General features: G+C 43.7%; 14 protein-coding genes. 6 read left to right on the plus strand and 8 right to left on the minus strand.

Annotated elements, in window-relative coordinates; genetic code table 11:
- Positions 1 to 196 precede the first annotated feature (196 nt).
- Entirely contained in the window at positions 197 to 1,531 is a 1,335-nt protein-coding gene (locus tag J8Z24_RS05385; protein ID WP_252095435.1) for a sigma-54-dependent transcriptional regulator, read from the plus strand.
- Entirely contained in the window at positions 1,524 to 2,795 is a 1,272-nt protein-coding gene (locus tag J8Z24_RS05390; protein ID WP_176033075.1) for a sensor histidine kinase, read from the plus strand. Before J8Z24_RS05385 ends, J8Z24_RS05390 begins: the two co-directional genes overlap by 8 nt.
- Before the next feature lie 297 nt (positions 2,796 to 3,092).
- On the opposite strand, the gene J8Z24_RS05395 is transcribed toward J8Z24_RS05390, so the two are convergent.
- Positions 3,093 to 4,553, minus strand: coding sequence for a hypothetical protein (locus tag J8Z24_RS05395; protein WP_252095436.1), 1,461 nt, complete (start codon positions 4,551 to 4,553; stop codon positions 3,093 to 3,095).
- Between the two features lie 726 nt (positions 4,554 to 5,279).
- On the opposite strand from J8Z24_RS05395, the gene J8Z24_RS05400 reads away from it, so the two are divergent.
- Positions 5,280 to 5,684 carry a GNAT family N-acetyltransferase gene (locus J8Z24_RS05400; RefSeq protein WP_252095437.1) on the plus strand — a complete coding sequence of 135 codons (405 nt, stop codon included), beginning with the start codon at positions 5,280 to 5,282 and terminating at the stop codon, positions 5,682 to 5,684.
- On the opposite strand, the gene J8Z24_RS05405 is transcribed toward J8Z24_RS05400, so the two are convergent.
- Complete coding sequence (locus J8Z24_RS05405) at positions 5,681 to 6,133, minus strand: pyridoxamine 5'-phosphate oxidase family protein (RefSeq protein ID WP_125254412.1); 453 nt, start codon at positions 6,131 to 6,133, stop codon at positions 5,681 to 5,683. The two genes, J8Z24_RS05400 and J8Z24_RS05405, sit on opposite strands and share 4 nt — an antisense overlap.
- Positions 6,134 to 6,331: 198 nt before the next feature.
- Between J8Z24_RS05405 and J8Z24_RS05410 the strand changes: the two genes are divergently transcribed.
- Entirely contained in the window at positions 6,332 to 8,356 is a 2,025-nt protein-coding gene (locus J8Z24_RS05410; protein WP_252095438.1) for a methyl-accepting chemotaxis protein, read from the plus strand.
- A 58-nt stretch (positions 8,357 to 8,414) separates the two neighbouring features.
- On the opposite strand, the gene J8Z24_RS05415 is transcribed toward J8Z24_RS05410, so the two are convergent.
- Together J8Z24_RS05415 and J8Z24_RS05420 are read right to left on the minus strand one after the other, a co-directional pair.
- Entirely contained in the window at positions 8,415 to 9,611 is a 1,197-nt protein-coding gene (locus J8Z24_RS05415) for an iron-containing alcohol dehydrogenase (protein ID WP_252095439.1), read from the minus strand.
- 355 nt (positions 9,612 to 9,966) lie between these two features.
- A complete protein-coding gene (locus J8Z24_RS05420) occupies positions 9,967 to 10,713 on the minus strand; it encodes a substrate-binding periplasmic protein (protein WP_252095441.1) in 747 nt (248 codons plus the stop codon).
- A gap of 170 nt (positions 10,714 to 10,883) precedes the next feature.
- Here J8Z24_RS05420 and J8Z24_RS05425 point away from each other — a divergent pair, with 170 nt between their 5' ends.
- Both J8Z24_RS05425 and J8Z24_RS05430 read left to right on the plus strand, forming a co-directional pair.
- Positions 10,884 to 11,411 carry an acyloxyacyl hydrolase gene (locus J8Z24_RS05425; RefSeq protein WP_176033071.1) on the plus strand — a complete coding sequence of 176 codons (528 nt, stop codon included), beginning with the start codon at positions 10,884 to 10,886 and terminating at the stop codon, positions 11,409 to 11,411.
- Positions 11,412 to 11,815: 404 nt separating this feature from the next.
- Positions 11,816 to 13,051 carry an MDR family MFS transporter gene (locus J8Z24_RS05430; protein ID WP_252095443.1) on the plus strand — a complete coding sequence of 412 codons (1,236 nt, stop codon included), beginning with the start codon at positions 11,816 to 11,818 and terminating at the stop codon, positions 13,049 to 13,051.
- A 65-nt stretch (positions 13,052 to 13,116) separates the two neighbouring features.
- On the opposite strand, the gene J8Z24_RS05435 is transcribed toward J8Z24_RS05430, so the two are convergent.
- The 4 genes from J8Z24_RS05435 to J8Z24_RS05450 form a co-directional block, all read right to left on the minus strand.
- Positions 13,117 to 14,190, minus strand: a complete 1,074-nt coding sequence (locus tag J8Z24_RS05435) for a hypothetical protein (protein ID WP_176033069.1) — start codon at positions 14,188 to 14,190, stop codon at positions 13,117 to 13,119.
- A 74-nt stretch (positions 14,191 to 14,264) separates the two neighbouring features.
- A complete protein-coding gene (locus tag J8Z24_RS05440) occupies positions 14,265 to 15,317 on the minus strand; it encodes a hypothetical protein (RefSeq protein WP_176033068.1) in 1,053 nt (350 codons plus the stop codon).
- Positions 15,318 to 15,479: 162 nt separating this feature from the next.
- On the minus strand, positions 15,480 to 16,718 hold the full coding sequence (locus J8Z24_RS05445; protein WP_252095444.1) for an NAD(P)/FAD-dependent oxidoreductase: 1,239 nt from the start codon (positions 16,716 to 16,718) through the stop codon (positions 15,480 to 15,482).
- Positions 16,719 to 16,833: 115 nt separating this feature from the next.
- Positions 16,834 to 26,646, minus strand: a complete 9,813-nt coding sequence (locus tag J8Z24_RS05450; protein WP_252095445.1) for a non-ribosomal peptide synthetase — start codon at positions 26,644 to 26,646, stop codon at positions 16,834 to 16,836.
- Between the last annotated feature and the right edge of the window lies 1 nt (position 26,647).

A 26,647-nucleotide genomic window follows, 5' to 3' on the forward strand; every position in this document is an offset into this window, starting at 1 on the left:
AGTAAATCTGACGCTAACAGTGTTAAAAATTTCTTATTTAGAACAACTAAATAACAAAATTTTTGCCTTGCCTACAGGACGTAGGTACCTCGGCGTGAGCAGGACGCGGAAGCGGTGTTATCGACAAGATTTTCTCACCTCAAAATAGACCACTTAATTAAGAGAATTGGTATAAACAAACAAGAAGTAGGAAACGATGACAGCTGTTTTAATCATTGAAGATAATCCTGATGTGCGTATGTCTGCAACTATTTTGCTGCAAAGCCACGGTTATCGGAGTATCGAAGCTTCACACCCCGACGAGGCAAAAGTCATACTTGCAGAGCAACCTGTTGCACTGATTTTACTGGATATGAACTTCAATAAAGACACTACCTCGGGAAAAGAAGGGCTGCAATTTTTGATGTGGCTTCGGCAAGTGTCGATAGAGGTGCCTGTGATAGTCATCACGGCTTGGGCCAAAGTCGAGTTGGCGGTACAAGCAATGCAGCTAGGTGCGTGTGATCTAATCGAAAAACCATGGCAAAACCAGCGCTTGTTAAAAACCGTTAAACGCCACATTGAAACAAGGCAAACAACTACTGAGCCACCCACAAATAACACGCAAAATAAAATGCCCAGTCGTTTACTACAACAGGCACTAAGGGTTGCAAAAACCGATGCAAATGTATTGATATTGGGAGAAAATGGTAGTGGTAAGAGCCAGTTAGCAAGGTACATCCATAACAATAGTCTACGTAGTGAGCAGCCTTTTGTTAGTGTTAATATGGCCGCAATTCCCACAGAGCTATTTGAAAGTGAGTTGTTTGGTCATCGCCAAGGGGCGTTTACTGATGCGAAAGCGAATCGCACAGGGCGCTTTGAAATGGCTCAAAATGGGACTTTATTCTTGGATGAAATTGGCAGTTTGCCGGTAGCACAACAGGCAAAACTGCTCAGAGTGCTGGAAAGCGGAGAGTATGAAGTGCTCGGCGACTCAAAAACCAGTAACAGTAATGCGAGGATAATTTCGGCTACTAATGTTGATCTAAGCGACGCGGTGAAAACTGGACTATTTCGCCAAGATTTACTCTATCGTTTAAATACGGTTATCTTAACCGTCCCTGCACTTAGAGCGCGAGTCGATGAGCTACCCAGTTTAGCGACTCATTTCTTAGCGCTACATACCAAGCGCCATGGCAATGACACCGGTGGTGAACGCAGCTTAAGTAATGCAGCAATTGCAAAAATGAAAGCATACTCGTGGCCTGGCAACATTCGAGAATTATCCCATGTGATTGAGCGTGCAGTGATTTTAGGGGCGCACTCTGTGATAGGTGCACAAGATCTTGAGTTAGATGAAGATTTTCACGAGCAAGATATGCCGTTGCTAAGCCTTGAAGAGGCTGAAAAGCGGATGATAGAAAATGCTATTCGTCACTTTGAGGGAAATGTGGTTGCCGCTGGTGAGTTTTTGGGGCTGAGTAAATCTGCAATTTATCGACGTGTAGAAAAACATGAAATCAAATTAAAGGGCAACCAAGGTGGCTAAGCTCACATCCGTTGAGCAAAAACTATGGCTTGGTTTTGCGGTCCCTTTAGTCACTCTTGCTGTGCTATTAATTGCGACCATTATTTATTTTGAGCTGACTTTATTGGGGGCAATAACCTTACTTTTAGCCTTACTAGTGCCTTCTTTACTGTCACTTTGGTATAGCTACAACAAGGTGATGTCAGTACTTGATAACCTTGCTGTGCAGCTAGATAGCATCTCCAACGAGGAGCTAACTGTATGGCAATTATCTAGCTATCAAGGTGGTCGAGTCGCAGCGCTAAAAGCCGAAATTCAGTTAGTTGTTGAACGATTACAGCAAAAACGGCAAGAATATGGTCAAAACGAGGCTTTTGTCTTTAATTTTATCAGTGAGCTAACACTGCCAGTACTTGTGCTTGATGGTCACCAACAGGTTTATTTTGCCAATCGTGCTATGGCGGACATATATCCAAATATGACCCTAGATGGGATACCAGCGTCAAAATTGGCATTAAATCAGGTCGATGAACAGTGGCAGTTACAACAACACTCTTCGCGCTACAAGATAGCATCACACCCACTTTATCGCGGGCAGCGTGTCTATCAATTGCTGGTTTTTGTATCGGTGGAGCAAGCGCTAAGAGACAACGAGAAACAAGTCTGGCAAAAGTTACTTTCAGTGCTAAACCATGAGGTTCGTAACTCCCTTACTCCCGTGTCTTCCATGGCGCAATCATTACAACAAGACAGAGACGCAATTCCATTGGTAACGCAGCAAACAATGCTAGGGGTGATAGAGAGTCGTGCGGCACACTTACAGCAATTTGTTGCAAATTATGCGCAAATTGCTCAATTACCTGCGGTAGAAAAACAAACGATAGCGGTTGAAGTATTAGCTAACCGCTGGCAAGCGCTCTTTCCTGAAGTGCAAATAGACGTACTGAGTTCAGGTGTACTGTATTGTGATGAACCGCAGCTCACACAAGCCATGATTAATCTCGTGAATAACGCACTACAAGCAAATCAATTAGCTTCGAAGCAAGGTATTACACTCACCATTGAAAAACGGCAACAATGGCAACTTTGCCTACAAGATAATGGCGGTGGCATTGATAATTTAGATAATCTTTTTGTCCCATTTTATTCCACTAAACCGAACGGTTCGGGCATTGGTTTAGTACTCAGTCGAGAAATCATTCGCAATCAACAAGGCGAGCTGTACTTGAGTAATTTAGCGGACAATCAAGGGGCTAAAGCGCTGATCACGTTTCCTTTGTGCTAATTGTACAGAGCGTCTGTTATACCAATTAGACTTAATACTTGCTCAATTTGAAGGCGTAGCTAACCGCGTTAAAAATTTCTTATATTAGAACAACTAAATAGCAAATTTTTGCCGAGTTATCGACAAGATTTTTTCGCCTCACAATAGGCTACTTAATTAAAATAATTGATATTACCAGATCTGGGTTTGGGGTGATTAACGCCTTGCTGGCAACCAGTTATTGCCAATGAAGTTGCATCGCTATCCCCAAACCTCAGATTAAGTATTTCATTTATATAGCGCTTCGCGAGAGTAACATTATGGGTTACTGTTCACTTTTATAAACAGTCCCGCCATAGAGGTATCTGCGGAGTGCGTCATCGGTGCATTTTCAATACCAACAGCGGTAATAGTACCTGTGTCATGTACCGATAAACTTTGAATACTCGCAGAGCGCTCGGTGTGGTATGTTTCGATGGATAGATCAGACAAGTTTTCTATGTCCAGTTGTCCGATAAACCCATTGGTGTGTTCAACCCAGCTATTTGTGTCTACTTGCACACCACCGATATGACCGTAAAGATAAAGTGTATTATCAGCTATTGCCAACCCTCTCAGCACATCTTCTTTGTCTATGTTATACCAATACCGCTGAGGTATTCGTTCACCATGATAAACCTGTATTAAACCAACATCCCATTCACTCGAATAGCGCGTACTATCTGCTTTGCTTCGCCGCGCTGATACACCGATAAACACGGTATCTTGATGCACTTTGATATCGTCAATCAAAGAAGAGTGTTCATCGCTAATAAACTGCTCATTAAGCAACTCGCCATTGAGGTCAAATGTTTTTACAATGACGTGCATGTCACTTTGCGCAACATCTTGGGGGACTGCATGAACCGTCGAAAATTTATGGTTATATGCGGGGATTGCATCTGTGCTGATGTTTTGAGCGCTATAAAGGTAGCCATTATCAGAGATGGCAATTTCTATTGCTTCTGAAGCCCGAGAGCTATTACCCCAATACCGAATATCGATAGGTTTTTGCCACATTAGTTGTAAATTGGCGTCATATTTTGCAATTTTTCGTCCGCCATTATTATAACTAACATATAAGTTTTCATCATGGCAGGTGAACTTAGCATTATTAAAGCGCCACCACGTGATACTGGTTTGAGTGTATTTTGTGTCGCTAAGAGGGTCATCTGTCGGGATGATAGTGAAAGGATTGAGAAGCCAAGCGTTTTTGTCAGTGGGTATATAATATTTGACATCCATTGATAGTGCTTGCATTGGTACGCTTTTTAGCTGTACGCCAGTTTCATCATAACGCTCTAGTTGCACACTGAATATATCGTCGCCTTCTTGTATAAATCGACCAAGAATGTATTCACCCGAATCGAATACACAAGCATCAACAAACCCCTCAGTCGATTGTTCGAACTGATAAGTTTGACCGTTAGGATCAGTGATGGCATAAAAACCTTCTTTATTTCCCGATTCTTCAACACTTGACGTTTCTCCTAGCACTAATAGCTTGTCATTTTTTAAGTTAAAGACGCGCTCCAAAGCTGTGGTGTAACCCAAATCGCTGGAGTACAGGCTATTTTGTTGATCAAGTGCGCTGAGGTTGAGTTTATTTTCCAGAGGGTTAGGCGCAGGGTTGGGAGCAATATTTTTTGGGGGAGGCACAGTGTTTGAGTCTGAAGCGCTTCCACCGCAGCCTACCAGCGATGTGGTAGCGCAAACGAGTATAGTCAGTATTACACGCATAATAAAATCCTTTCAAAAGTAACACCATTTGCTTTACTCAGCACTCTATATTGAGGCAATGACATTACGTTTCCATCTAACAAAGTACCTATATGGGTGATGGGGGACTCCATCTGGTGATGTTAGAAAGAGGCTATTAACGCAATCTTAGTTATGTACTTCCTCAAACAGCTCAAGTGCTGAGTCAAAATAGTGAAACGGGTTAGCGAATCTGTAATTCATAATAAGTAGAGCAACCTTTTATACCAATTGGCCTTAATACTTGCTCAATCTGAAGGCGTAAATCTGACGTTTACTGTGTTAAAAATCTCTAATTTAAAACAACGACATAAGAAATTTTTGTCTTGCCTGCATGGACGTCGGTACTTTGGCGATAGCAGAACGCGGTAGCGGTGTTATCGACAAGATTTTCTCGCTTCAAAATAGACCACTTAATTAAGAAAATTGGTATCAATTAAGGTCAGAAAATATACTAACTTAGGTACAGGATGGAAGTGTAAAAGAGTGTAATTATGGCAGGTTAATTTGTTACGCTGATTGGGACATATAAGCCCTGCGTCTTAATCAAAGCTTGTATTGATACCAGGCTGATTTGTTGCATTACGACAAACAATCACGCAAACCAAATTTCAGATATTAAGTGCAAATCGAACAATTTTATTTAACTTCACAATTTACCCACAAACGTTGCGGATGATATAGGCTTACTGTTTAGGGGGAGCGAGCGTGGCAGAATTAGAACTTATTCGAGTTGATAAATACAGTGAACAGACAATGACACATCTATTGGAGCAGAGCGATTATCCGCGTCAACTTGGCTTGTTTGAGTTATGCTGTGCAACGAACATGGCATATTTATTATATGTAGATGGCAAGTTGGTGGGCTTCATTGCGATATGTATTTCACGCCGCAGAGAGTTTGAGGTCTGTGCACTCTATATTATTCCCTCAGAACGCAGAAAAGGGTATGCCAGCCAGTTTATGGCGCATATCTGGTCTATTTATAAAGGGTGCTGGAAGGTCAAGAAAGAGGGCGATACACCCAGCACTCGTGCATTTTGGCATGCTGTTTTGAATACCAAAGGCAAGTCTGCGAAGCAAAGTCAAAATACATTCGACTTCGCCGTTTAATACCACTCACCTTTTTCAAGCCAAAATGCGCGTCCAAAACCACCAACGTACCGTACTCGTGTAACAACCACTCGCCAAAGGTTAAAATCGCCGAGCATGGCATATTGCTGTGCCTTTTCATGGGTGGCAATAAACTGGTCAATTTGCGCGCGGCTTTCATCTCTCGATAATTTATGGGCATGGCCTAAAATAGTGACTCGAGCATTTTCAACGTCTGCGACATCACCATCGTCTAAAATCATAAAAGAAAGCTCAGAGTGTTTAATTAAATTCTTCGTGTGCTGTGCTATATCGCTGATAAAAAAATAAAAGTGGTTATCATCAAGAAAGATATATTGGGCGATAGAGGAAAAAGGAAACCCTTTTTGATTGCTTGATAGGGTAGATAAAAACGCGCTCTTATGTTTTTGACACAAGGCCTTAGCTTCTATGATAGCAGTTTTTCTCACTGTAATATGCTCATAAATAATCAGGTGGTTTTCCACTATGATCGCTAAAACTAAAAATAAAATCAAAAAGTAAGTAAGCAAAAGTAAGGTTTTGTAGCTACCTTTTTAATAGTTGAGTTCATAAAATTTAGAGTATTTACTTGGTTTTTTATTCCGTTTGTAACATAGTTTGGTTACTCAAATTAGAGCAATGACATTATGCTAAGTAAACTAACAATAAAACAAAAAATTACTTTAGGCTTTAGTGCATTAGGCTTGCTGCTGCTAATTGCAGGTATCCTAGCCTACTTAGCGTTAGCGCAAATCAAATCAGCCAATCAAGATATGGGCGAGGTCACACTACCAATTCAGCGCAGTGCTGATGCTCTGCAGCTTGAACAACTTAAACTCAGCAAGCTTATTGCCCAAGCTTACACATTAGAAAGTGCAGCCGAGATAAGTGACGCAAAGCAGCGATTCGCTGCTGGAAACGCGTTGTATGTTGAGCGCCAACAGCATTTGACATCATTAACGGAATCCATGCCTACGTTTGCAGAGCCGCTAAAACGTACACTTAACCTTGGTCGTAAACTAAGTCTTGCAGCAGAGCAAATGCTACAGGCTAAAGCCGATGCTGTAGAAGCACAACAACGCATTCATGAGCAATATCAAGCGTTGAAAAAAGATAAAGAAACGGCCAGCAATGCGATGCTGGATCTTGAGTTACTAGAGACCAGCAATACGAGACAATTAGAGGAAATGATAGGTACAGGGGTTCGTATTGATGACATGCTCTTTACCCTTGAAAACAATAGTGAGAGGATAAGTGGGCTATCACTTCAACAGCTAACGCCTCATCAACAAGACATGCTGTTTTTACTGGATAATATTGATAATAACGTGGCATTTTTACAGCGCCAAGCTGTAGGAATGAATGCGGAGCCGCTACTGGCGCAGTTTGGTGAGGGAATGGCTAGACTGAGGGAAAAGCTAGAAACGCCAGGTTACCTTTATAGCGCAGTAAAAGAGAAGCTAAATAAGCAACAGCAAGCCGCTACACTGTATAAACAATCTGAGCAGCATGGTTTTACCATTTTAGCTGAGCTTGAAAAAATGCAGCAAAATGCCAATGCTGCTTTTAATCGTGCACAAAGCGAGATCAGTGTACTAATCGAGCGGGCACAAAATGTGACTATGATACTGGTTATGGTGTTTATTGTGCTGGGGGCGTTTATTTCTGTATCAACCAGCCGTGCGATGTTAGGGCCTTTGGCTGCGGTAAATAAAATGTTGAGGCACTTAGCGGCTGGTGACTTTTCAAAAAAAATGAGCAAACGTAATGACGATGAGTTTGGACAGTTAATTGATAACATCAACCAAGTAAAAGACAACTTAAGGGAGTTGTTAGAGTCGATTAACAAGCAGGTACATGAGCTCGAAGCATTATCACAAGGTTCACTGCGGGAAAGTAAGCAAATAGCAGGGAATGCCACAGAGCAGATGCGACGTATGGACAATGCAAACCGGCTATCACAAAGTATTTCAGCCAGTGCCTTATCTGTGTCTGAGCGCTCTTCTGAGAGTCTTGCAAGCATTCACACTGCCAACCAACACAAAACCGAAGTGAGCAAAAATGCACAAGAAAATAAGCAGCATATCTTGTCTTTGAGTACACGTATGTCAGAGGCGGTCGAGAGTATGGCCAAGCTGACCTCACACAGTGAAAGTATTGGCAGTATTTTAGATACTATCGTCTCTATTGCTGAACAAACTAACCTACTGGCGTTAAATGCAGCTATTGAAGCTGCGCGTGCTGGAGAGCAGGGGCGGGGCTTTGCAGTGGTTGCTGATGAAGTCAGAACACTTGCGTCTCGCACGCAAGAATCAACTAATGAAATCAATCAAAAAATTGTTGCACTGCGACAAGATACACATACTGCCGCCGAGGCGATTAACTCTGGCCAACGAGATGTTGAATTCAGTGTCCAACAAAGCGAAGCGCTTGCACTGGCAATGGATGAGATAGCCACCGCGATTGCACAAGTGACTACGCTAAGTGAAGAAGTAAATCAAGCTGCGGGACATCAAGCGACAGACTGTCAACAAATAGAGCAAGTGATGCTAGACGCACAGAGCACTGCAAGCGAGAACGCTCAAGCTATGCAAAGTTTAGCAAGGGGCAGCGAGTCTTTAAGTAGTTTCTCGCATCGCCTTGCTACACTAGTTGAGCGATTTAAATTGTAATATCAGTGATGATGACAACGCACGTTACGAAGTGCAGTGTCATCGTTACCGTATTCAGCTAACAAGCAATGTCTTTTATAATTCCCTGACATGCGCAAGGATCCATAAAGTGTGGTACCGGATAATCTGGGTGGGCTTCTTTTAATGCAAGCTCTGCTAAAGATGCCACGTCGCTTTGTAGAACTTCATGAAGCTTGGTTTGAATATTTAGCTCGCGCAGCAAGTTTTCTATGTGGTTAAGCAAGTCGTCTGCTTGTCGTTCTATTGGGTAGTCCAACGAAGTAAGGCCACAGTATCTGGCGATTAAGGCTAGCTGCTGGTTTATTCTATCACCATACCATTTGAGTACAGGTAGCAATAACACTGCGTTGGCAAGGCCGTGAGGCGTGCCATACTGCGCACTTAATTGATGCGAAATAGCATGTACATAACCTACAGATGTTCTGGTAAAGGCTTGACCAGCGTAATGAGAAGCGAGTAGCAACTGCGCTCTTGCGTTTAAATCATTAGGGGTCTGTTGCACTTTAGGTAAAAACTCAAAAATGGCTTTACATGCGCAAAGCGCGCGCTCTTGACTGAATTTCAAACAGTTGATACTGAGGAGCGCTTCAATTGCGTGAGTTAAGGCATCAATCGCAGTGGTTGCGCTAATATGTGCAGGCATGCTGGTGGTTAATTCTGGCAACAACACAGCGTGATGGGGCACCAAGCAGAAGTCTGTTGCAGCGTATTTTGTATTGCTCTGTGGGTCGTTTACCACAGCTGCAACGGTAGTCTCTGATCCAGTTCCTGCGGTGGTTGGAATAGCAATATTGGCAGGCAAGCGCTTGAGTACTTTAAACAGGCCTTTTAGCTGGGTAACTTGCTTGTGAGGCCTGACAATTCTTGCACCAATGAGTTTGCCGCTGTCTAATACCGAGCCACCGCCAAGAGAAATAATAGCTTTACAGTGTTTTTGATGATATGTCGCGACACCATTTTCAATGTTGTCTATGGTAGGGTTGGGTAATACCTCACTGTAATAATGCGCGACCAGATTGGCTTTTTCTAATGCCTCTGCAACGATGTTATGGAGGTTTAGCTGTAATAGGACGTTATCTGTGACAACCAGAACGTTGTCCCCTTTTTGCAATCCCAGTGCTTGTATCGCACTGTCTAATCCTTGTTTACCCTGATGTAGTTTGGGGCTTGGAATACCAATAAAAATCACAATACATTTGAGTGCAAAATGGTAAATGCGATAGAACCAATTCATAGTTACCTACCTATAACTGAGAATAAGAGCGCGAAATTGGTAAGATGAAGCATTGTAAGGCTGTGTTAGCTGTATGACGCAGACTACAGTCCAATACCAATTAAATCGCGGTAAAATTTGTAAGGTTATACCAATTTTCTTAATTAAGAGGTCTATTTTGAGGCGAGAAAATCTTGTCGATAACTAGGCGAAAATTTTGCTATTTAGTTGTTCTAAATAAGAAATTTTTAACGCTGTTAGCGTCAGATTTACTCCTTCAAATTGAGCAAGTTTTAAGTCAAACTGGTATTAATACCTCCAGTCTGTACTGTAGACTTATCATATCGAGATTGCGAGTAAAATGATCAGCTGGGTGTTACGGCCTAACTTGACAGCCAACGTCAGTCATATGACGTTTTTCAAGTACTTGAGCTGCTGCTTTTTTTAATTTTTGTACGTAAGCTTCTGGCGCATTTTTACGAGCTGTGAGGTAAAGTGTTTTACTCAAGTCGGGGACTTCTAAGACTTTATCCCATTGCGCACGAGCGCCCATTCTAGTTGCCATTCTTTCAACAAAATTCTCCGCACCGAAGATGAAGTCTATTCTACCTTTTTCAAGCAGACCGCCAGCTCGATTAAAGCTACTGACCGATACAAGGTTATTGTCAGGATTAAAACCGTGCTGTTTCAGGTAATTCTCTGAGAGTTGGTCGGCACCAACGGCAACAACATGTTGTTTTATTTTTTCTATACTCCACTGAGAGTGAGTGTTTACATCGGCACGCTTATAAAACGCGACGTTCAATTCACACAGCGGTGCAATCCAAGTGTAATTCGCTTCTCGATCACTGGTCTTGGCTAATGAGTACAGCAATGCGTAAGGCGATTTACTGGCATATGACTTGGCTCGTGCCCATGGCAACATATAGATTTGATAGCCTAAATCGGCTTCCCACATAATGAGTCTGACAATTTCGCTAGCAAAACCGCCGATGGCGCCATTTTTTTGTTTGACTTGATAAGGAGGAAAATGCTCGGTGTAGATATCTATTTTCTTTGGTATGTCAGCGTGTGTATAAAAAGCACTGAATATAGCGATAACGCTCCCAATGAAATACTGCATATAACGTTCTCAAGGTCGTTTTAGGTAGTATAACTCATAATTTGGTATTGGTTTTCCTTGTGCCTTGATAATTTTTATTTGGTGTCATTATGGCATCATTAAAGTGCGTTTTGGTGTGTTTATAGAATTAAATAATGACGTAAACTAGTCTCCGTGGTTGAGGAGTTGTTATGCGTTTTGTTTCATTGATAATGGTCTGGCTAGGTTTCTTATTGGTGTCTATCCCTTCATATAGTAGTGAAGTTGCACTGGATTATGTGATGGGAGAGGGTGACGTTAAAGGCTTAAGGCTTGGTTATCGGCCAGCATACTTTAGTATTTCAGAATATGGGTTTAGTGAAGGTTCGTACATTTACTTTGAGTTGAGTACGAACTATTGGGAGTATGGCGACCCAAAACGTTCAGACACCAGTTTTGCAATTGCTTTATCGCCAGTGCTCAATGTGCCAATAACCAAACTCGGCACGATGCCTGTTAATTTTGAATTTGGTATTGGCATGTCATACGTCAGTGACACACGTTTTGCCGGTAAAGATATTGGTGTGCATTATCAATTTGAAGACCGAATTGGTATCAATTTAAGCGTAACACCATATAGCAAAGTGGGAATGAGGTACTTACATTACTCAAATGCTGGTCTAAGTGATCATAATCCAGGTCTGGATTTCTTTAACTTATTTTACGTTAGGCGGTTCTAATACGGTTTACTAAACCAACTTTCGTATTCAAACAGTAGGTTGGCTGTTATTGCTCAACCTTAGCGTGATTTTGCAAACAGGTCGGATCCGGTTTGCACAACGGTTTTTTCTCCCTTTTATGATTTCAAGGATGAAATCTTTTCTTACTTATTTCACGATTATTTTCCTTTGGTAACGCGTTAGAATCTACCTGCTGATGTTGCTGTTTTAGGAATGTTTTGGCCGCAGTGTTCAGCTGTAACGACAAATAACTTCTGACTAGCGTTATATTACGCCTTTTGAGATTGGGTATTTTATAACCTTTTATCTTGAGTTCAGGTGTAATACTGCGAACAAAAGTTTGACCTAAACTTAGGTTTAGGAATTAAGGTCTTTTTCCAAACAATAATAAAGCAGGAAGAACCATGGAAATAAGCTCTGTAACTACACGATTAACACGTTTCACCCCATTAGTTTGGGTGATGCTAATTGGCAACTTTTTTGTTCGTGCCAGCTATTACATGGTGTGGCCATTTTTAGCCGTAATACTGTATGAAAACTATGGGCTAAGCGCTACTGAGGTAGGCTTGCTGCTGACGTTATCTGCGACGGTCGCAGTCTTTTTAGGCTTTTACACCGGTAATTTGGCTGATCGTTTTGGTCGCACCAAAATGTTATACATTGCTGTCAGCATAGGAGCGATTTCTTTTTCTATGCTAGCGGTGACAGAGTCATTATGGCTATTCGCAACATCGGTATTTTTGGCCTGTTTGCCCAGAACGCTTTGGGATGCACCTAGTAAGGCGTTACTTACCGAAGAACTGGCAGATGTAAAAGACAGAGAACTAGCGCTTCACCTTCTCTATTTCTTAGTCAATGTAGGAGCAGCGCTTGGGCCTCTTTATGGGTTATGGGCGGGGCTCAACGGGGAGCAATTTAGTTTTATCTACACCGGTATATCTTATATCGGTCTACTATTTGCTCTGCTTTATTTTCGACCTAAGTTGAGTGAAGCACAGCTTGCAACTGCTCAGTCAGTAGCTAAATCTGTACCAAAGTTTTCAAAGTGGCTTGGGATTTTACGTAAAGATAAAGTATTTCTGATAGTGCTTGTTGCCACGACTTTGGTGTACTTAGTATATGCTCAGTGTGATTCGAGCTTAGTTCAATACCTTACCCGTGCTCAAGTACCTGAATTAGCATGGTTGATCTCAAGCCTCATAATAGCGAACTCAAGTGTCATTATTATCTGTCAGTTTCCGCTGCTCCATTTGATGAAAAATTGGCGAATTGAACATCGACTATATGCAGGCGGGATAGTTTTGGTGATATCTCAATTGATGATGGCTATCAATGATGTACAAAATGTCTGGGGTTGGATAGCAGCAATGATGGTGTTGAGTTTAAGCGAGGCGATTATGTTCACAAATATCAATGTGTACATCGATAGGTTGGCTCCTGATAATTTAAAAGCTAGTTACTTTGGTGCCGCTGGACTTTGTTCCCTAGGATATGCTGTGGCACCAGTAATAGGTGGACTTATCTTGGATCTGCACTCAGGTATGATGTTGTTTATAGTAATGACATTAGTATCAATCACGGCGCTTGGTTTTTATCGTATTGCTCAGGTAAAACCAAGCGTGGCCGCTGAAGCTTCTTAAATATCCCGCGCTCACAGTATATGCGGTGTTCGAACCTGTATCACCGCTTACCTTTTTAACTGGTATTAATTACCAGCCATTTTCTGTAAGTAGCTAAGGCGCTGTTGCTCCGCTGCGCTTGGCTGATATGGCTGACGCTCCAATGCGTCAAAGTAAAAATCGGTGATCTCATACTCAGAGACTTTACTGTCGCCAAATTGTGCCCGTTTTCCTGGCATGGGTGACATTTTCTCAATAACAAAGGTTTTTAGTGTAAATCGTGAAGGGCCTGACTTCGCTGAAAATGGCTCAAGCACTGAGTGATGGGCTTTTAAATGAAAGACCTGTTTACCCTCGCTGAGCTTTTGCTTTTCTACTAGATGACTTACGGGAGTGCCATCAGGTGTGAACAGGTTTGCGCGGATCCGATAGCTACCGCTTTGTTTTACCTCAAGCTGAAGCGGGATGACTAAATCGCTTTTATGGGGGTATGGCTGGGCAATCGTTAGTAAAGTCGCGCTGGGTTGATAGTAACGAGCATTGGCGGTTAGTGCCACGGGCTTGGCATTGGTTGGGTTTGCTCTAACTTGGATATTTAACTCAGGTGGCCAGTCTGCTTGTCCTGCAATTTCTCCTTGCCAAACCTCTGCTTTTTTTATTAATCGAGAGGTTGCGATGGTCTGTTGTGTCATTGGATCAACGATTGTAGCAACCGCACTGGAAAACTGACTGCCAGATAAACTAACTTCGATGGTTGCTGGATGAATAAAGCGATATTGATTTAATGTCAAAGACACCTGTTGGTTGGTATCTTCTAATAACATAGTAACGGCGTAAAAATGGTTGGGGTTGAGTCTGTCAAAATCCCCTTTCCCAAGTGGTTGTGAATAGGGTGGCAAGGAGATGCTGTACTCATAATGTGCTGCCGCAGATTGCGCTGCTTGTGCAAGGGGCAGGGCATCGATGAGAGGTTGTTTTTTTGACGCTGTGGCTTGCGCCGTAGCCGCCTTCGGAGTTGGTGTTATCGCACTTGCATTAAGGGGAGGAGTTGCCTGCAAGGCGGGTGTAGGTGAGGGAGGCATTGGGCGCTGCAAGGCAAAAAAAACTGCCGCAATACAGACGATGACTAAAAGCGTGCTGATTAAGAAAAACTTTTTCATAAACTTACTCTGTTAATACAAGGAACTGCGCAAGTCAGTTCCTCAACATAGAAATTAGCAAAGTGACACTGTGATCACAGCGAACTTAAAATCAATTGTGAAAAGCTTTGAGAGTCAGACTCGCTTACGTAGCGATAGGTTTTTTTCCAAAACCAACTGCCAGTTGTTTCTTCGTAAGTGTTGAAGCGAATAGTCTTATATCCAGCATTGAACTGGGTGCGTGCTGCGGTTACTTTGCCTTGATAGTCTCTATCAGGAAGATTGCCGTGACTATACTCAGCACTCATGAGAAGTGGGTAGTGATAGGGCATAAAGTTTGTTACTGCATCATCTTGTGCAGTGAGCTGACCATTGATAGCAACACTGCTACTACAGCTTCCAAAACTGCCTTTTGCCGACGCACCGCAAGAGGAATGAGTAGATACCACACCATCGTCATTGCCAGGTAAAAAGCCTGACGTGAGACCAAAATAGTCACTTGCATCAGCAACAAATCGCAGGCGTGGCGCATTGTCACTCGGGTATTGCGAGACTTGTCTGGCATTATTTACCTTTAAATCCCACATTATCCCAAACTCTTCGGGCATACTGCCTAGCCACGCTTCAATAGCTTGACGTGTTAGTCCACCGACTATGCCACCAGAAGTTGCCGCGTTAATTGCGGTGTCAGCTAATTCACTGCCCCCACCGGCACCTGCTAAATCAAAGGTAGCGACAATATTCAAAGGAGAAAGGCCTGCATTTTGCAACCAAGTTGCTTGGTTATCTAAGATATAACGTGCGACTAGATCACCGGTTGAGTGAGTCACAAACACACACCCTGGATCACAGGTGCCATTCTCGGCAAATGACTTTAATTTTGGCCAAATAAAGTCAGTGGCAATTTTACCTTCTAGGCGCTCATAAGAAGGCCAATCGATGCGAGCATCAGCATGGTTTATCCAAAAAGATGACCAGTACTCTTGACCTTCAAGCTCAACATTGGTGCTAGTTGGGCGGTTTAGTTGATCCGCTTGAAAGCCATGGATAAGAATGGTTTTATAGTTTGCGGCCTGTACCGGAGTGCTAAGTGCCACGCCGGATAATAACGCTGAAATAACAGCAGTGTATACAAAGTTAGTTTTCATTGTCTTCGTCCTTTAAAGCGCCAAGTGACACATCTATAACTAGCCTAAGACCGAGTATTAATCTCGTGAGCTCTTAGAGTTCGCACAACTACTTTCACTACTACTGAAACGCATCTTATTAGTATAATTTGACGTGCATCATTATATTCACGTCAGGTTAACTTACGCTACCTCTGGGTTATTGTGAAGATCCGAAAGTAAATTTAATGTTTTTTCACTACGTTTCACAAATGGGTTGGTGTCGTCCCAAACATAACCAGCCAAAACAGAAGTGATTTGGCTTTTTATTTTTTCCGGCTTGTTATTTGAAAAGAATAAACGGCGCAGACGACCGTCATACCAGCCTTCAATATAGGTGCGCATCACTGCGATACCATCAAGCATGTGCTGCTCATACTCTTGTTGCCAGTCTGCGGCTTTACCCTCAAGTTGCTTGACTATTAAGTCTGCGGCTCTAGCTCCGGACTCAATCGCAAACATAACTCCCGCTGAAAAAACAGGATCAATAAACTCGCTAGCGTTACCAGTTAGCACGAAGTTTTTGCCATAAAGCTGCTTAATCCCTTTGGAATAACCTTTAATCTCCTTAGGCTCCATGCAAAGCTCCATTCCCTCTAGCATCGCGGAGGCATGTTTATCACGAGCAAGATAAGTTAAAAAGCGTGCTTTGGTATCACCTTCTGCGCTCTCTAAATAAACCGGATCACCAACAAAACCAACGGAAACGCGGCCATCTGAGAAAGGGATCAGCCACGCCCAAACTTCTTCTTCGTGAACTAAAATAGTGACTTTATTGTTTTCAGCGCCTGTATTGACACCGTTTGCTGGTTTAAATTGTGCGAACAGTGTTGCACGTGTAGGTAAAGAAGAAGGCTCGTTTAAGTCCAATAAGTTAGCTAGCACACGGCCATAACCACTGGAGTCAACTACGAATTTTGCTTGGATTTCTTGTTGCTCACCGGCCTCGTTTACTACTTTAACAATAGGTGATTCAAGCTCTATATTAGCATCAACAACTGATGTACCGAACGCAATAGGTGCGCCCATTTTTTGTACTTCTTCTGCAAGTACATTATCAAAATCGTCTCTAGGTACTTGCCAAGTCCAAGTCCAGCCATCAGTATAATTTTTTGAAAAGTCGAAAAATTCGTGGAAATCATCTTGCTTAAAATTGGCACCAATTTTTTTCTGGTAATTGCGTGCGACAAGGGCTTCCATAAATCCCGCATCTTCTAAGTGCTGCATACTTTGTGGTAGAAGACTTTCACCGATGACATAGCGAGGGAAGTGGCTACGCTCAACAATTTTTACTGTGAGTCCAGCTTTGATAAGTTTTGCTGCGGTCATGGTGCCGGCGGGTCCAGCACCGATAATAAGTACATCTACATTTTCCTTAGCCATTTTGTAATTCCTTAATCATATATTGTGAGAAATGTGGCATTGAGTTAGTCCTAGAGTGATACACTTAAGCATCACACCAGGATTTTAATTTAACATTATATTAACAGTGAAATTGTTAAATAGTGTTCATAATTTCTGACATTTTTATTAAGTCATCAGGGGTTTTAATCCAGCTGTTGTGAGAGCCTGTCATCACGATTTCTTGGAGCTGTTTAATATCCATGACTGTATTAATAAGATTATGCTTTTTGTTGAGATATAAGTTGATAATACGATTGGATAGTTGTAGTTCTAAACTGTCCGAGGGGGAGATCTCTACCTCTGATCCGGCACTAAACAGGGTCACTTTTGCATCGCATACAAATCGAGGTTCAGCACAGTAATTGTAATTAATACTATCAGGTGCTAGCGCTGCAAATTCGGGGTATAAAGTAAAAGCTTCATCATTAACTTTTGCGTAGTCAAAACATGGGTCAACAAACACAATGTGCTCAATCGTGTCGCCGTTTTTCTGTAATAACTTTGCGACCTCTAGTACCAGTGTTGCCCCAAAGCTCCAACCAAAAAGTCGGTAAGGGCCACTTGGTTTTAACTTTTTAAGGTGGATAACATATTGCAGGGCTAGCGTTTGGAACTGGTAGTATTCATAAGCCAATGAGCCTTCGCACTTGTCTTGCGCAGCATAAATGTTGTTGAAGCAATAACAGGGTGACGAAAGTTTCGGGGCAAGCGATTGTAAGTAACTCTCAGCGCCTCCACCTCCTGGTGGAAATAAAAACCACTCAATAGGGGTATCCGTGCCATTCACTAATGCACCGATTTCTATATCGCTTAGGGTTTTTAGACTACCTTGTTCACACGCGCCAAGTGAATGTTCAACAATTTGTGTTAGCGTCGCTGCAAATGCAGTGATAAATTTTTGCGTTTGGTTGTCACCTAACTGACTTGCAAAGGTAAGTTGCAGCTGCATTTGACGCACTTGCGCATTGACTATTAATGCCATCTCGTCTCGGTTTTCTTCACTGCTTGCTTTACCAGAGTCAGCGCTTAGCATACTTATACCATTACCCTGAGTATCGCTATTGTTGTCAAGCTGTCCCAAATAATTGAAGCTTACTTTGGGCAGTTGGCTAAAAGCAAACTCGCCACGCCTTACCAGCTCACTAAAGCCAAGCCCTTTGTCTGGAATAGCCCGAAGCGTTTCTTTGCTACTAATAATCAAGGTAGACAAGTCGTCCTCATTTTTTAACGCAACGGGGAACATACTGGTAAACCAGCCAAGTGTTCTGGAAGTATCAATCTCATTGCTCAAATGTTCGCGGCCGTGGCCTTCTAATGTCAGGTGACAGTAGTCTGTGGTGAAGCTGTGACACCATGCTCTGGCAAATGCACTCAGTAACAAGTCATTGATTTCAGTATTGAAACCAGCAGGCGCATGGCGTAAAAGCTGCTCGGTAAAATGCCTATCGAAGCGATGTGTAAAGTGTTGCTGTGGAGCTGTTGCATTGAGTGGCTGGTGGGTATGTAGCACATTTTTCCAGTATGGGATTTGTGGCTCAAACGGATGTTGGGCTAATACTTCTGACCACTGACGATAGCTACTTGTTTTATTTGCAAGCATGCCTCCTTGGAGCAAATTGTTGAGATCTTCAACAAACACCCGCCATGACACACCATCGATGATTAAGTGATGGACAATAATGGCCAGTCTAGGCGCACAGGTTTCACTGTTCAACAGGACAGGTTGCCAAAGGGTGCCACTCCCTAATTCAAAGCGCCCGTGTATATTGGTCAGTGCTTGTGCCGTTTGCTCAGCATCAAGAGAAGTCGTATCTAAGTGGATCAGCTTTGGCACAGGGCAGCTTTTGGTGCTTTGATACTGAGATTGCCATGTTTCACCTTGGCTAAACTGTGCTCGTAATATGTCATGGTGACAATGAAGCTGAGCAAGGGCATTCTCTAGCGCATCTAGTGTAATATCATGTGGCAGCGCCAGCATTACAGATTGATTAAAATGCGCTTTATGTTGGTAATGAGAGGTAAGAAACCACTGCTGAATTGGCAGAAGAGGGATCTTGCCATCAAGTTCGCCCTGCTCTGCATTGATTATTACCTGTTCACTCGTTGCTAAAAACTGGCATAGTGCGTCAAGTGTAGGATAGGTAAAGATGTCTTTGGTGGATAAAGCATAACCTGCGCGCTTTAGCGCGGACATCAACTGAATACTAATAATGGAATCGCCGCCAATATGGAAAAAGTTATCATCCAGCCCCACTTGCTTGAGTCCAAGTACTGCACACCAAATCTGTGCAATCTGTTTTGCTTGTGCTGTCTGTGGGACTCGGCGGTGCTGTGCGTGAGAAAACTCTGGCTCTGGCAGCGCGCGAGCATCAATTTTACCGTTTATTGTTACAGGTAGCGCATCTAACACCACGTAGGCGCTGGGCAGCATATAACTTGGCAGTAGTTGACACAGCGATTGCTCTAGTGCAGCTTCATTGAATGACTCTGTGTTTGCGAGTACCAAGTAAGCGACAATACGTTTAATTCCATCTTGCTCGTTTACCTTTATAAAGGTTGTTTTAACGTGTGGATGCTGTTTAATGGCAGCTTCAATTTCCCCAAGCTCAATACGGTAGCCGCGAATTTTAACCTGAAAATCGCTTCGTCCAACGTAGTCAAGTAGGCCATCTTCACGCCACTTAACTAAGTCGCCCGTTTTATACATTTTGTTCCAACCATTTTCGAGATACTTAGTCGATGCGAATGGATTAATTAAGAATGCTCGTTCAGTTAAATCTGGGCGGTGCAAATAGCACCTTGCCATACCTGCGCCACCAATATACAGCTCTCCTGCGACTCCTGGTGGCAGTAATTTTCCTGTAGGTGACAACACGTAAGCAGACTTATTAGCAGTAGCACGGCCGATGGGCGCGCCTTGAGTGGTGTCATTGAGTAAACAGCATGTTGCATAGACGGTTGTTTCTGTAGGGCCATAAGCGTGATAGAGACTGAGATTGGGGGCTTGACTTTTTACTTGCTCAACCATAGTCAAATCAACGGCTTCACCCCCAAAGTTAATTTGTTTCAGTCCTGCGAGCACAAAAAAATCTTCGTTGGCTAAACGGTTGAATAGCGCAGTTGTGACGAAGCAGGTATCAACTTGATTTTGCAGGCAATAGCTTACGAGCTTGGTTGGATCAAGTTGGGTATGTTTGTCTATTAGATGTAATGTTGCTCCATGGCAAAGCGTTACAAAGCAATCAAAAATGAAGGCATCAAAGGTAATGCTTGACAGACTAAGCACATTGTTTAACAAGGTGGCGTCAATAAAGTGGTCGTCAGTAGCATAATTTAACAATGCTTCGTGGCTTACCTCTACGCCTTTTGGATTGCCAGTGGTCCCAGAGGTATAAATAATATATGCCAGATCAGATGGTTGTACAGATACCTTGGGCTCAACGGTGGCTTTATGTGATGGCGCGTCACTGACTAGATAGTCCAGAGCAGCTAATGATGAGCTTGCTAGTTTATTTAGCCACTGAGACTGAGTGATCACGATTTTTGCATCACAGTCTTTGGCAATATAGTCAATTCTTGAGTCAGGAAACTCCGGTGAGATTGGCACGTAACCACCGCCAGCTTTGAGAATAGCGAGGATGGCGACAATCGAGTCCAGCTGTTTTTCGTGCATCAACAATACCGGAAAATCCCCTTGGTACTCATGACCATATACCTCAGCCTTGTAGTGCAACAGCTGCTGCGCCAGCTGACAAGCTTGCTGATTGAGCGCTTCATAAGTTAAGTGTTTATCGTGACAAACTACAGCGACTGTATCGGGGGTACTCTCGACCTGAGTGCAAAGCAAGTCATTAAAATTATTGAACTTGCATAGTGCACGCTCAGTTTGGTTCCATTCATTAAGAATACGTGCTTTTTCTTCAGCAGTAATTATTTCAATATGATTGTGTAGTAGGTGAGGATCTACAGCAATCTGCTCAAGGATAAGCAGTAGTTGGTTTTGTAATTGCTCTATGCGTAGCGCGCTGAGCAAACTGCCGTCATACATTAGTTCAAGTTGCAAGGTACCTTGCTCTTTTGCGATTAGCGCCAGTGGGTACTCAACTTGTTCTGGCGCTGCGTCAAACTGCCAGCGAGCTTGCTGGGCTTCAGCTTGTTCGTTTTCAAGGTTTGGGTAATTTTCGAAAACAACTAGGCTTTGGAATAAACGTGTGCCACCTTGTTGCAGTGACGCGAGTGACACATTCGCATGACTATTTAAGTCTAAAATGGCCGTTTGGATCTTCTCAAGTTGCTGCGCGATGGTGGTATCGCTAGGCCAATCAAGATAAAGCGGTAACGTATTAATATAAGCACCAACACTTTGCGCGATCCCGTCAATTGGTAAGTCACGGCCTGCGATAGTTGTGCCAACAAGCGTAAATTCGTCGCGCGTGTAAATCTGGATAAGTTTATGCCAAGCAAATTGAACGGCTGCATTGAGTGTGACCGAGTGTTGCTGACACACTTGTTGCAACTTACTTAATGTTTCGTTTGGCAGAGTAAAATGTCGTGTCCGTGGGTCGTGGTTATGACGCAGTGTTTCTAAATCTGTTGAGTGACTAAACAAGGTATTCAGATCGTTTGCCTGTGATAAATCAGCGACATGATTTTGCCAAAAAGCTTTGGTGGCAGCTTGGTTGTCTCTTAGGTAAGCATGGGCATCTAAATAGGCATTATCCACCTGAAAAACAGGCGCTTGGCCTTGTAGTAATTGCGTGTAGTTCTGGTGAACGGTCTGCATAATGAGTGGACCGCTCCAGCCGTCACAAATGCTGTGATGCTCAGTTTTTATTAAGTGATAATGGGTTTCACCGCGTTTGACCACATGCAGGTTAAATAGTCCCGGTCTTGCAAAATTAAACGGCTGGGCGAGCGTTTCTTTTGCCAGCGCTGCGATGTGCTGCTCTTGTTCATCTTGAGGATATTGACTCATATCAATCACACTAAAGTTATCATCATCAACACAAGTGTGATTAACGATAAGCTGTAGCATGGTTTCTTCAACATCAAAGGCGCAGCGCAGAGCCGGATATTGTAGTGAGGTTAACTGCCATGCTTGTAGGTAGAGTGAGGGGTCGATTTTGTCGAAATACTGCATCTGTGACTGCACGCGATAAGCGGTGTCTGCGGGGTTGTTAAGCTGATGGAAGATAAAGCCTTGCTGCAAGTTTGTTGCAGGATAAACTGCGGCTAGGTCGTAGCGTGTGCACAGGGCATCTAAATGGCTGAAGCTGATACCCGTCAGGTTATAGTCGCTCGGTGTGTGTTTGGCACCAAGCGCTCTGGTGCTCAATGCTTTATCGATCACCGCTTTAAGGCTGGCGGTGAATTGGCTTTGGAACAGAGCAAATTGTTCATCAGATAATGCTGTGGTGCAATTCAACACAAGTTGACCATGAATAATAGCTGCGTTGATATCCAACACATAATGACCGTTATTCTCGGCGGCGACTTGTTGACCAGTAATGGCCTCGGTTAAGTAGAAGTCGCCACTAGGTTGTTGCGCTTTTGTGCCACCGATTTGGCCTAAATAGTTGAATGCAACGCTTGGCAAAGCACCGGTTACCTGTTTGGCAAAATAAAACTGACCAAAAGCAACGCCGTTATCTGGTAAGCAACGCAGCTGCTCCTTAGCATTGACGATAGCGTTTTCGAGGCTTTCACCTGCATGGAGTGCCAGTGGATATAAGGATGTAAACCAACCAACAGTGCGTGAATGGTCAATGTCTTCTGCAATGTGCTCACGACCATGCCCTTCAAGGGCAATAACCTGATTGTTACTACCAGTAATATGAGCAAGTGTCAGTGATAGCGCGGCAACAACAAGATCCCTAGGCTCGGTGTGATAACCCTGATTAGCCTCAAATAGCAACGGTTGCGTGAATGCAGAATCTAGTTTAATCACTCGGTTTTTCGGTGGGCTCTTGGCTGTTAAGTGCGTTTGGCAAGTATCAAGTACTTCCTGCCAGTAGTTAATTTGTTCAGATTGAACCTGTGCATATTGGGTTAAGGTCTCAACCCACTGGCGATAACTTGACGTTTTTTGTGCTAATTTTTTGCCTTGATAAAGGCTATTTAAATCCTCAATTAGGATCCGCCAAGAGACAAAGTCAATGATCAAGTGATGGAAGGCCAATACCAATACATCTTGGCCTTGGCGTTTGACGCGAATTGGCCGCCATAACGGGCCTGAATTTAACACAAACTGTGATTGCAAACGGGTTAACTGCTTGGCAAGTTCGTCGTCACTGAGTGTATCTGCATCGAGCCTAGTCAAAGGCGCCATGGTGCTATTTTGTTGGTACTGTTGGGTAAAGTGCGCTGTCTTTTGATTGAACACTAGGCGTAGCACATCGTGTTGCTCAGCCAATACAGACAAGAGTTCGACTAATCGCTCATCACTGATTGCACTTGGCATCACCGTGGCAAAAGTTTGGGTAAAATGTGCGGGATTAGCAAACTGATTGGCAAAGAACCACTGCTGGATAGGCAGCAGATCGAACTCGCCTTCAAGCTGGCCTTGTTCGGTTTTTATCTCAACCTGCTTATCGCCATTGGCATTGATAAGTTTTGCCAGCCGCGCCGGAGTTGGGGCGGCAAATATCTCTTTAACTTGTACCGTTAATCCAGCTTCTCTTAAGCGTGAAACCAGCTGAATACTGACAATAGAGTCGCCGCCGATTTGGAAGAAATTATCTTCAATGCCCACTTGCTCAAGACCAAGTACCTGCTGCCAAATCTCACAAAGCTGGGTTTCTAAAGCATTGCGCGGTGTCACATAGAGGTTATCGGCTTGAAGCTCTGGTGCAGGCAGAGCCTTACGGTCAAGCTTGCCGTTACCGGTGAGTGGAATATGTTCAACTAGGATAAAGTGACTGGGCACCATGTACTCTGGTAATGCAGCACTTAGGGCAAGCTTTAACTCGGTAATTTCAAGAGTAGACTCTGCAACAAGGTAGGCGGTCAATGCTTTGCCTTGCGGTGCAGGTACATCAATCACCACGGCGTTTTGTACGCCTTGCTGATTGGCAATGGCAGCGGCAATTTCACCTAATTCAACGCGATAACCACGGATTTTTACCTGCTCATCGTTACGACCGAGATACACCAAGTCGCCGTTGTCTAGGAAGCGGGCAAGGTCACCTGTTTTGTAGAGTTTGTTATGGCCGGGGTCATGACTAAACGGGTTATCAATAAAGCGCTCGGCATTAAACTCAGGGCGATTTAAGTAACCGCGGGCAACCCCAAGACCTGAAATATACAACTCACCCGGTGCGCCAATAGGCATGGGCTGGAGCGACTCAGATAATACATGAAGATTAACGTTAGGATAGGCTTTACCTATGCCTTGATGAAGGCGAGGGTACGCTTGTGCCAGCATCGCACCGACAGTGGTTTCCGTGGGGCCATATTCGTCGAAGATAGCATTAACATGGCCGCTTAAGGCGTCAATGGCCTGCTCAGTCAGCGCTTCACCACCGAGCATTAGGGTATCGACTTGTGCGTCACTGCCTGGTAAGAGTGCCATGGCAAGACTCGGTGTGGTTTTTACAAAACCAATATTCGCGGCGCTGAGGTGAACTCTAAAGGCGGCAGCATCAAGAATATCTCCCTCATAGACACACACGGTTTGCCCCGCGAGGAGCGGACATAAGGTGGTCGTGACTGACAGGTCAAAACAGTAGTTAGACGAAAAGTCGATGTTACGATACTTATCCCCTAACTGGCGGGTTAAGGCATGAAGGTAATAGAGCACATTGTGCTGAGTGAGCATCACGCCTTTGGGTTGTCCGGTTGTCCCTGAGGTGTAGATGATATAAGCCAAGTTAGTCAAAGCCGTTGGACGCACTAAATTCTCATGCTCCACTGCCAGCGTATGGGTGTTTACGCACAGCGCCTTCACGTCGAGCATCGCTGCTTTTCTAAGCACAGGATTAAGTGAGGGTAAGTGACTTTCCTGCGTTAGCACCAAGTCGGTATTGGTGTCGGTTAAAATAAATTCAACCCGAGCTTCGGGGTAGTCTGGTGAAACAGGGACATAGGCACCACCGGCTTTGAGCACAGCCAACATAGCAATGAGCATCTCGCTGCTGCGAGAAAAGTAAAGCGCGATAGGGGTATCGGCAGGCAATAGGCCAGCTTGTACTTTGGGGTGCTGAGCAATGATGTGGTTGGCAAGGGCATTGGCTTTACCGTTTAGCTCGGCATAAGACAGCGCGTCACCGCTGCTGGTTAATATAGCTGTTTGTTCAGGGTGACTCGCGGCATGCTGCTCCACGATGCTTGCCAGATCTTTATCGGTGGCAAATAACTCGGCGTTGTCGTGCCAAGTACGGAGTGTGTCAGTCTCCAATTTATTTTGTAGCGCTACTTTTGCAAGTGGCTGTGCGGTTCTGGCGATTACCTGATCGATAATATTAATAAAGCGCTCAGCAAGGGTTGCGATCCAGTCACTGGGAAATAGTGCGGTGGCGTAGTTAATATCACCAAATACTTCTTGGTCCCCATTTTGTAGCAGTAAACTAATGTCGAACTTAGCGACTTTATGGAGCGCTTTTATTTGTGACTCATCCACAGGTGTAAATAGCTGTTGACTGTTGTCATCACTATTATTTTTAAACTGCTCAAGTGAAAACATCATCTGAAATAGTGGGTGGCGAGACGGATCTCGTTGTAATTTCAGGGCGTCGACCAATTTATCAAATGGTAAATCTTGGTGTGCTTTGGCTGCTTTTAGGGTTTGGTGCACTTGTTGCACTAAGGCATTAAAGTCGAGTGCGTTATCAATATGAACTGGCAGGGCTAAGCTATTGACCAAAAAGCCAATAAGATTTTGCGTCTGACTTAGGTGGCGGTTGTCAGACGGGGTGCCGATGACTAAGTCTGACTGACCACTGGTCGCCTGTAAGGTCAGTGCCCAGCTGCTAAGCAGCACAACATAAAGGCTAGTTTGCTGCTTTTTGGCTATGGTCTTTAAGGCTTCGCTTCTTTCCTTACCCAAATGAATACGATGATCGGCACCGCGATATTGGTATTCCTTTGGCCGTGGTAGGGGTGAGTGTAATTCGAGCTGCTCAGCGCCTGAGAGCGCCTCAGTCCAGTGCTCTAAAAGCGTAGTTAAGGTATCGCCGCTGAGGTACTCGCGCTGCCATTTGGCGTAATCCTTGTACTGTAACTCAAGCGTTGGTAGCTCAGGCGTTTTGCCTGAAGCTAGCATAAAATAGGCTTGATGTAGTTCACGCATAAAGATTTCTGTAGACCAACCATCAAACGCAATGTGATGCCACATAAATAGCACGTAACGTTCAGCGCCCAACGTCCAACAGCAAACCTTGAACATAGGCTCATTGGCTAAATCAAATGGTGTACTGATCGCTTTTTTCACAGCCGCATTAAGCGCCGCTAAGTCAGCTACCGAGGTCGGCGCAATATCAATACTGGCGCTCAATACTTCTTGATAGTCATGGCCTTGCTTGTCTTGACGATAGACACTACGAAGTACTTGATGTCTATCTAACACGATATTTAGCGCGTTTGCTAAATGTGTCAGTTCGGTGTGCTCAGAGAGTCTCACCAAAAAGGGGATATGATAAGCGCTGGTGCCATTTTCTAAGCGTTCGATAAAGAGTAACCGCTCTTGCGCAAACGAAAGCGGATAGCGGTTTAATTCAGGTAATGTGTTAAACGCATCCTTTGAAAAAATTGCTTTTGCTTCAAGGTAATCCATTAACTGCGTTTTGTTTGATTTTAACTTTGCAACAAGCGCTGCATCTGGCGCTTGCGCGCCAAATGACAGCTCTAGTCCGCCATCTTGCAACCAGATTGAGAAATTGTGATCTTTGAGTTCAGCGAGCAATGACAACATG

Source organism: Pseudoalteromonas sp. SCSIO 43201 (assembly GCF_023716725.1).
GTDB classification, from domain to species: domain Bacteria; phylum Pseudomonadota; class Gammaproteobacteria; order Enterobacterales; family Alteromonadaceae; genus Pseudoalteromonas; species Pseudoalteromonas peptidolytica.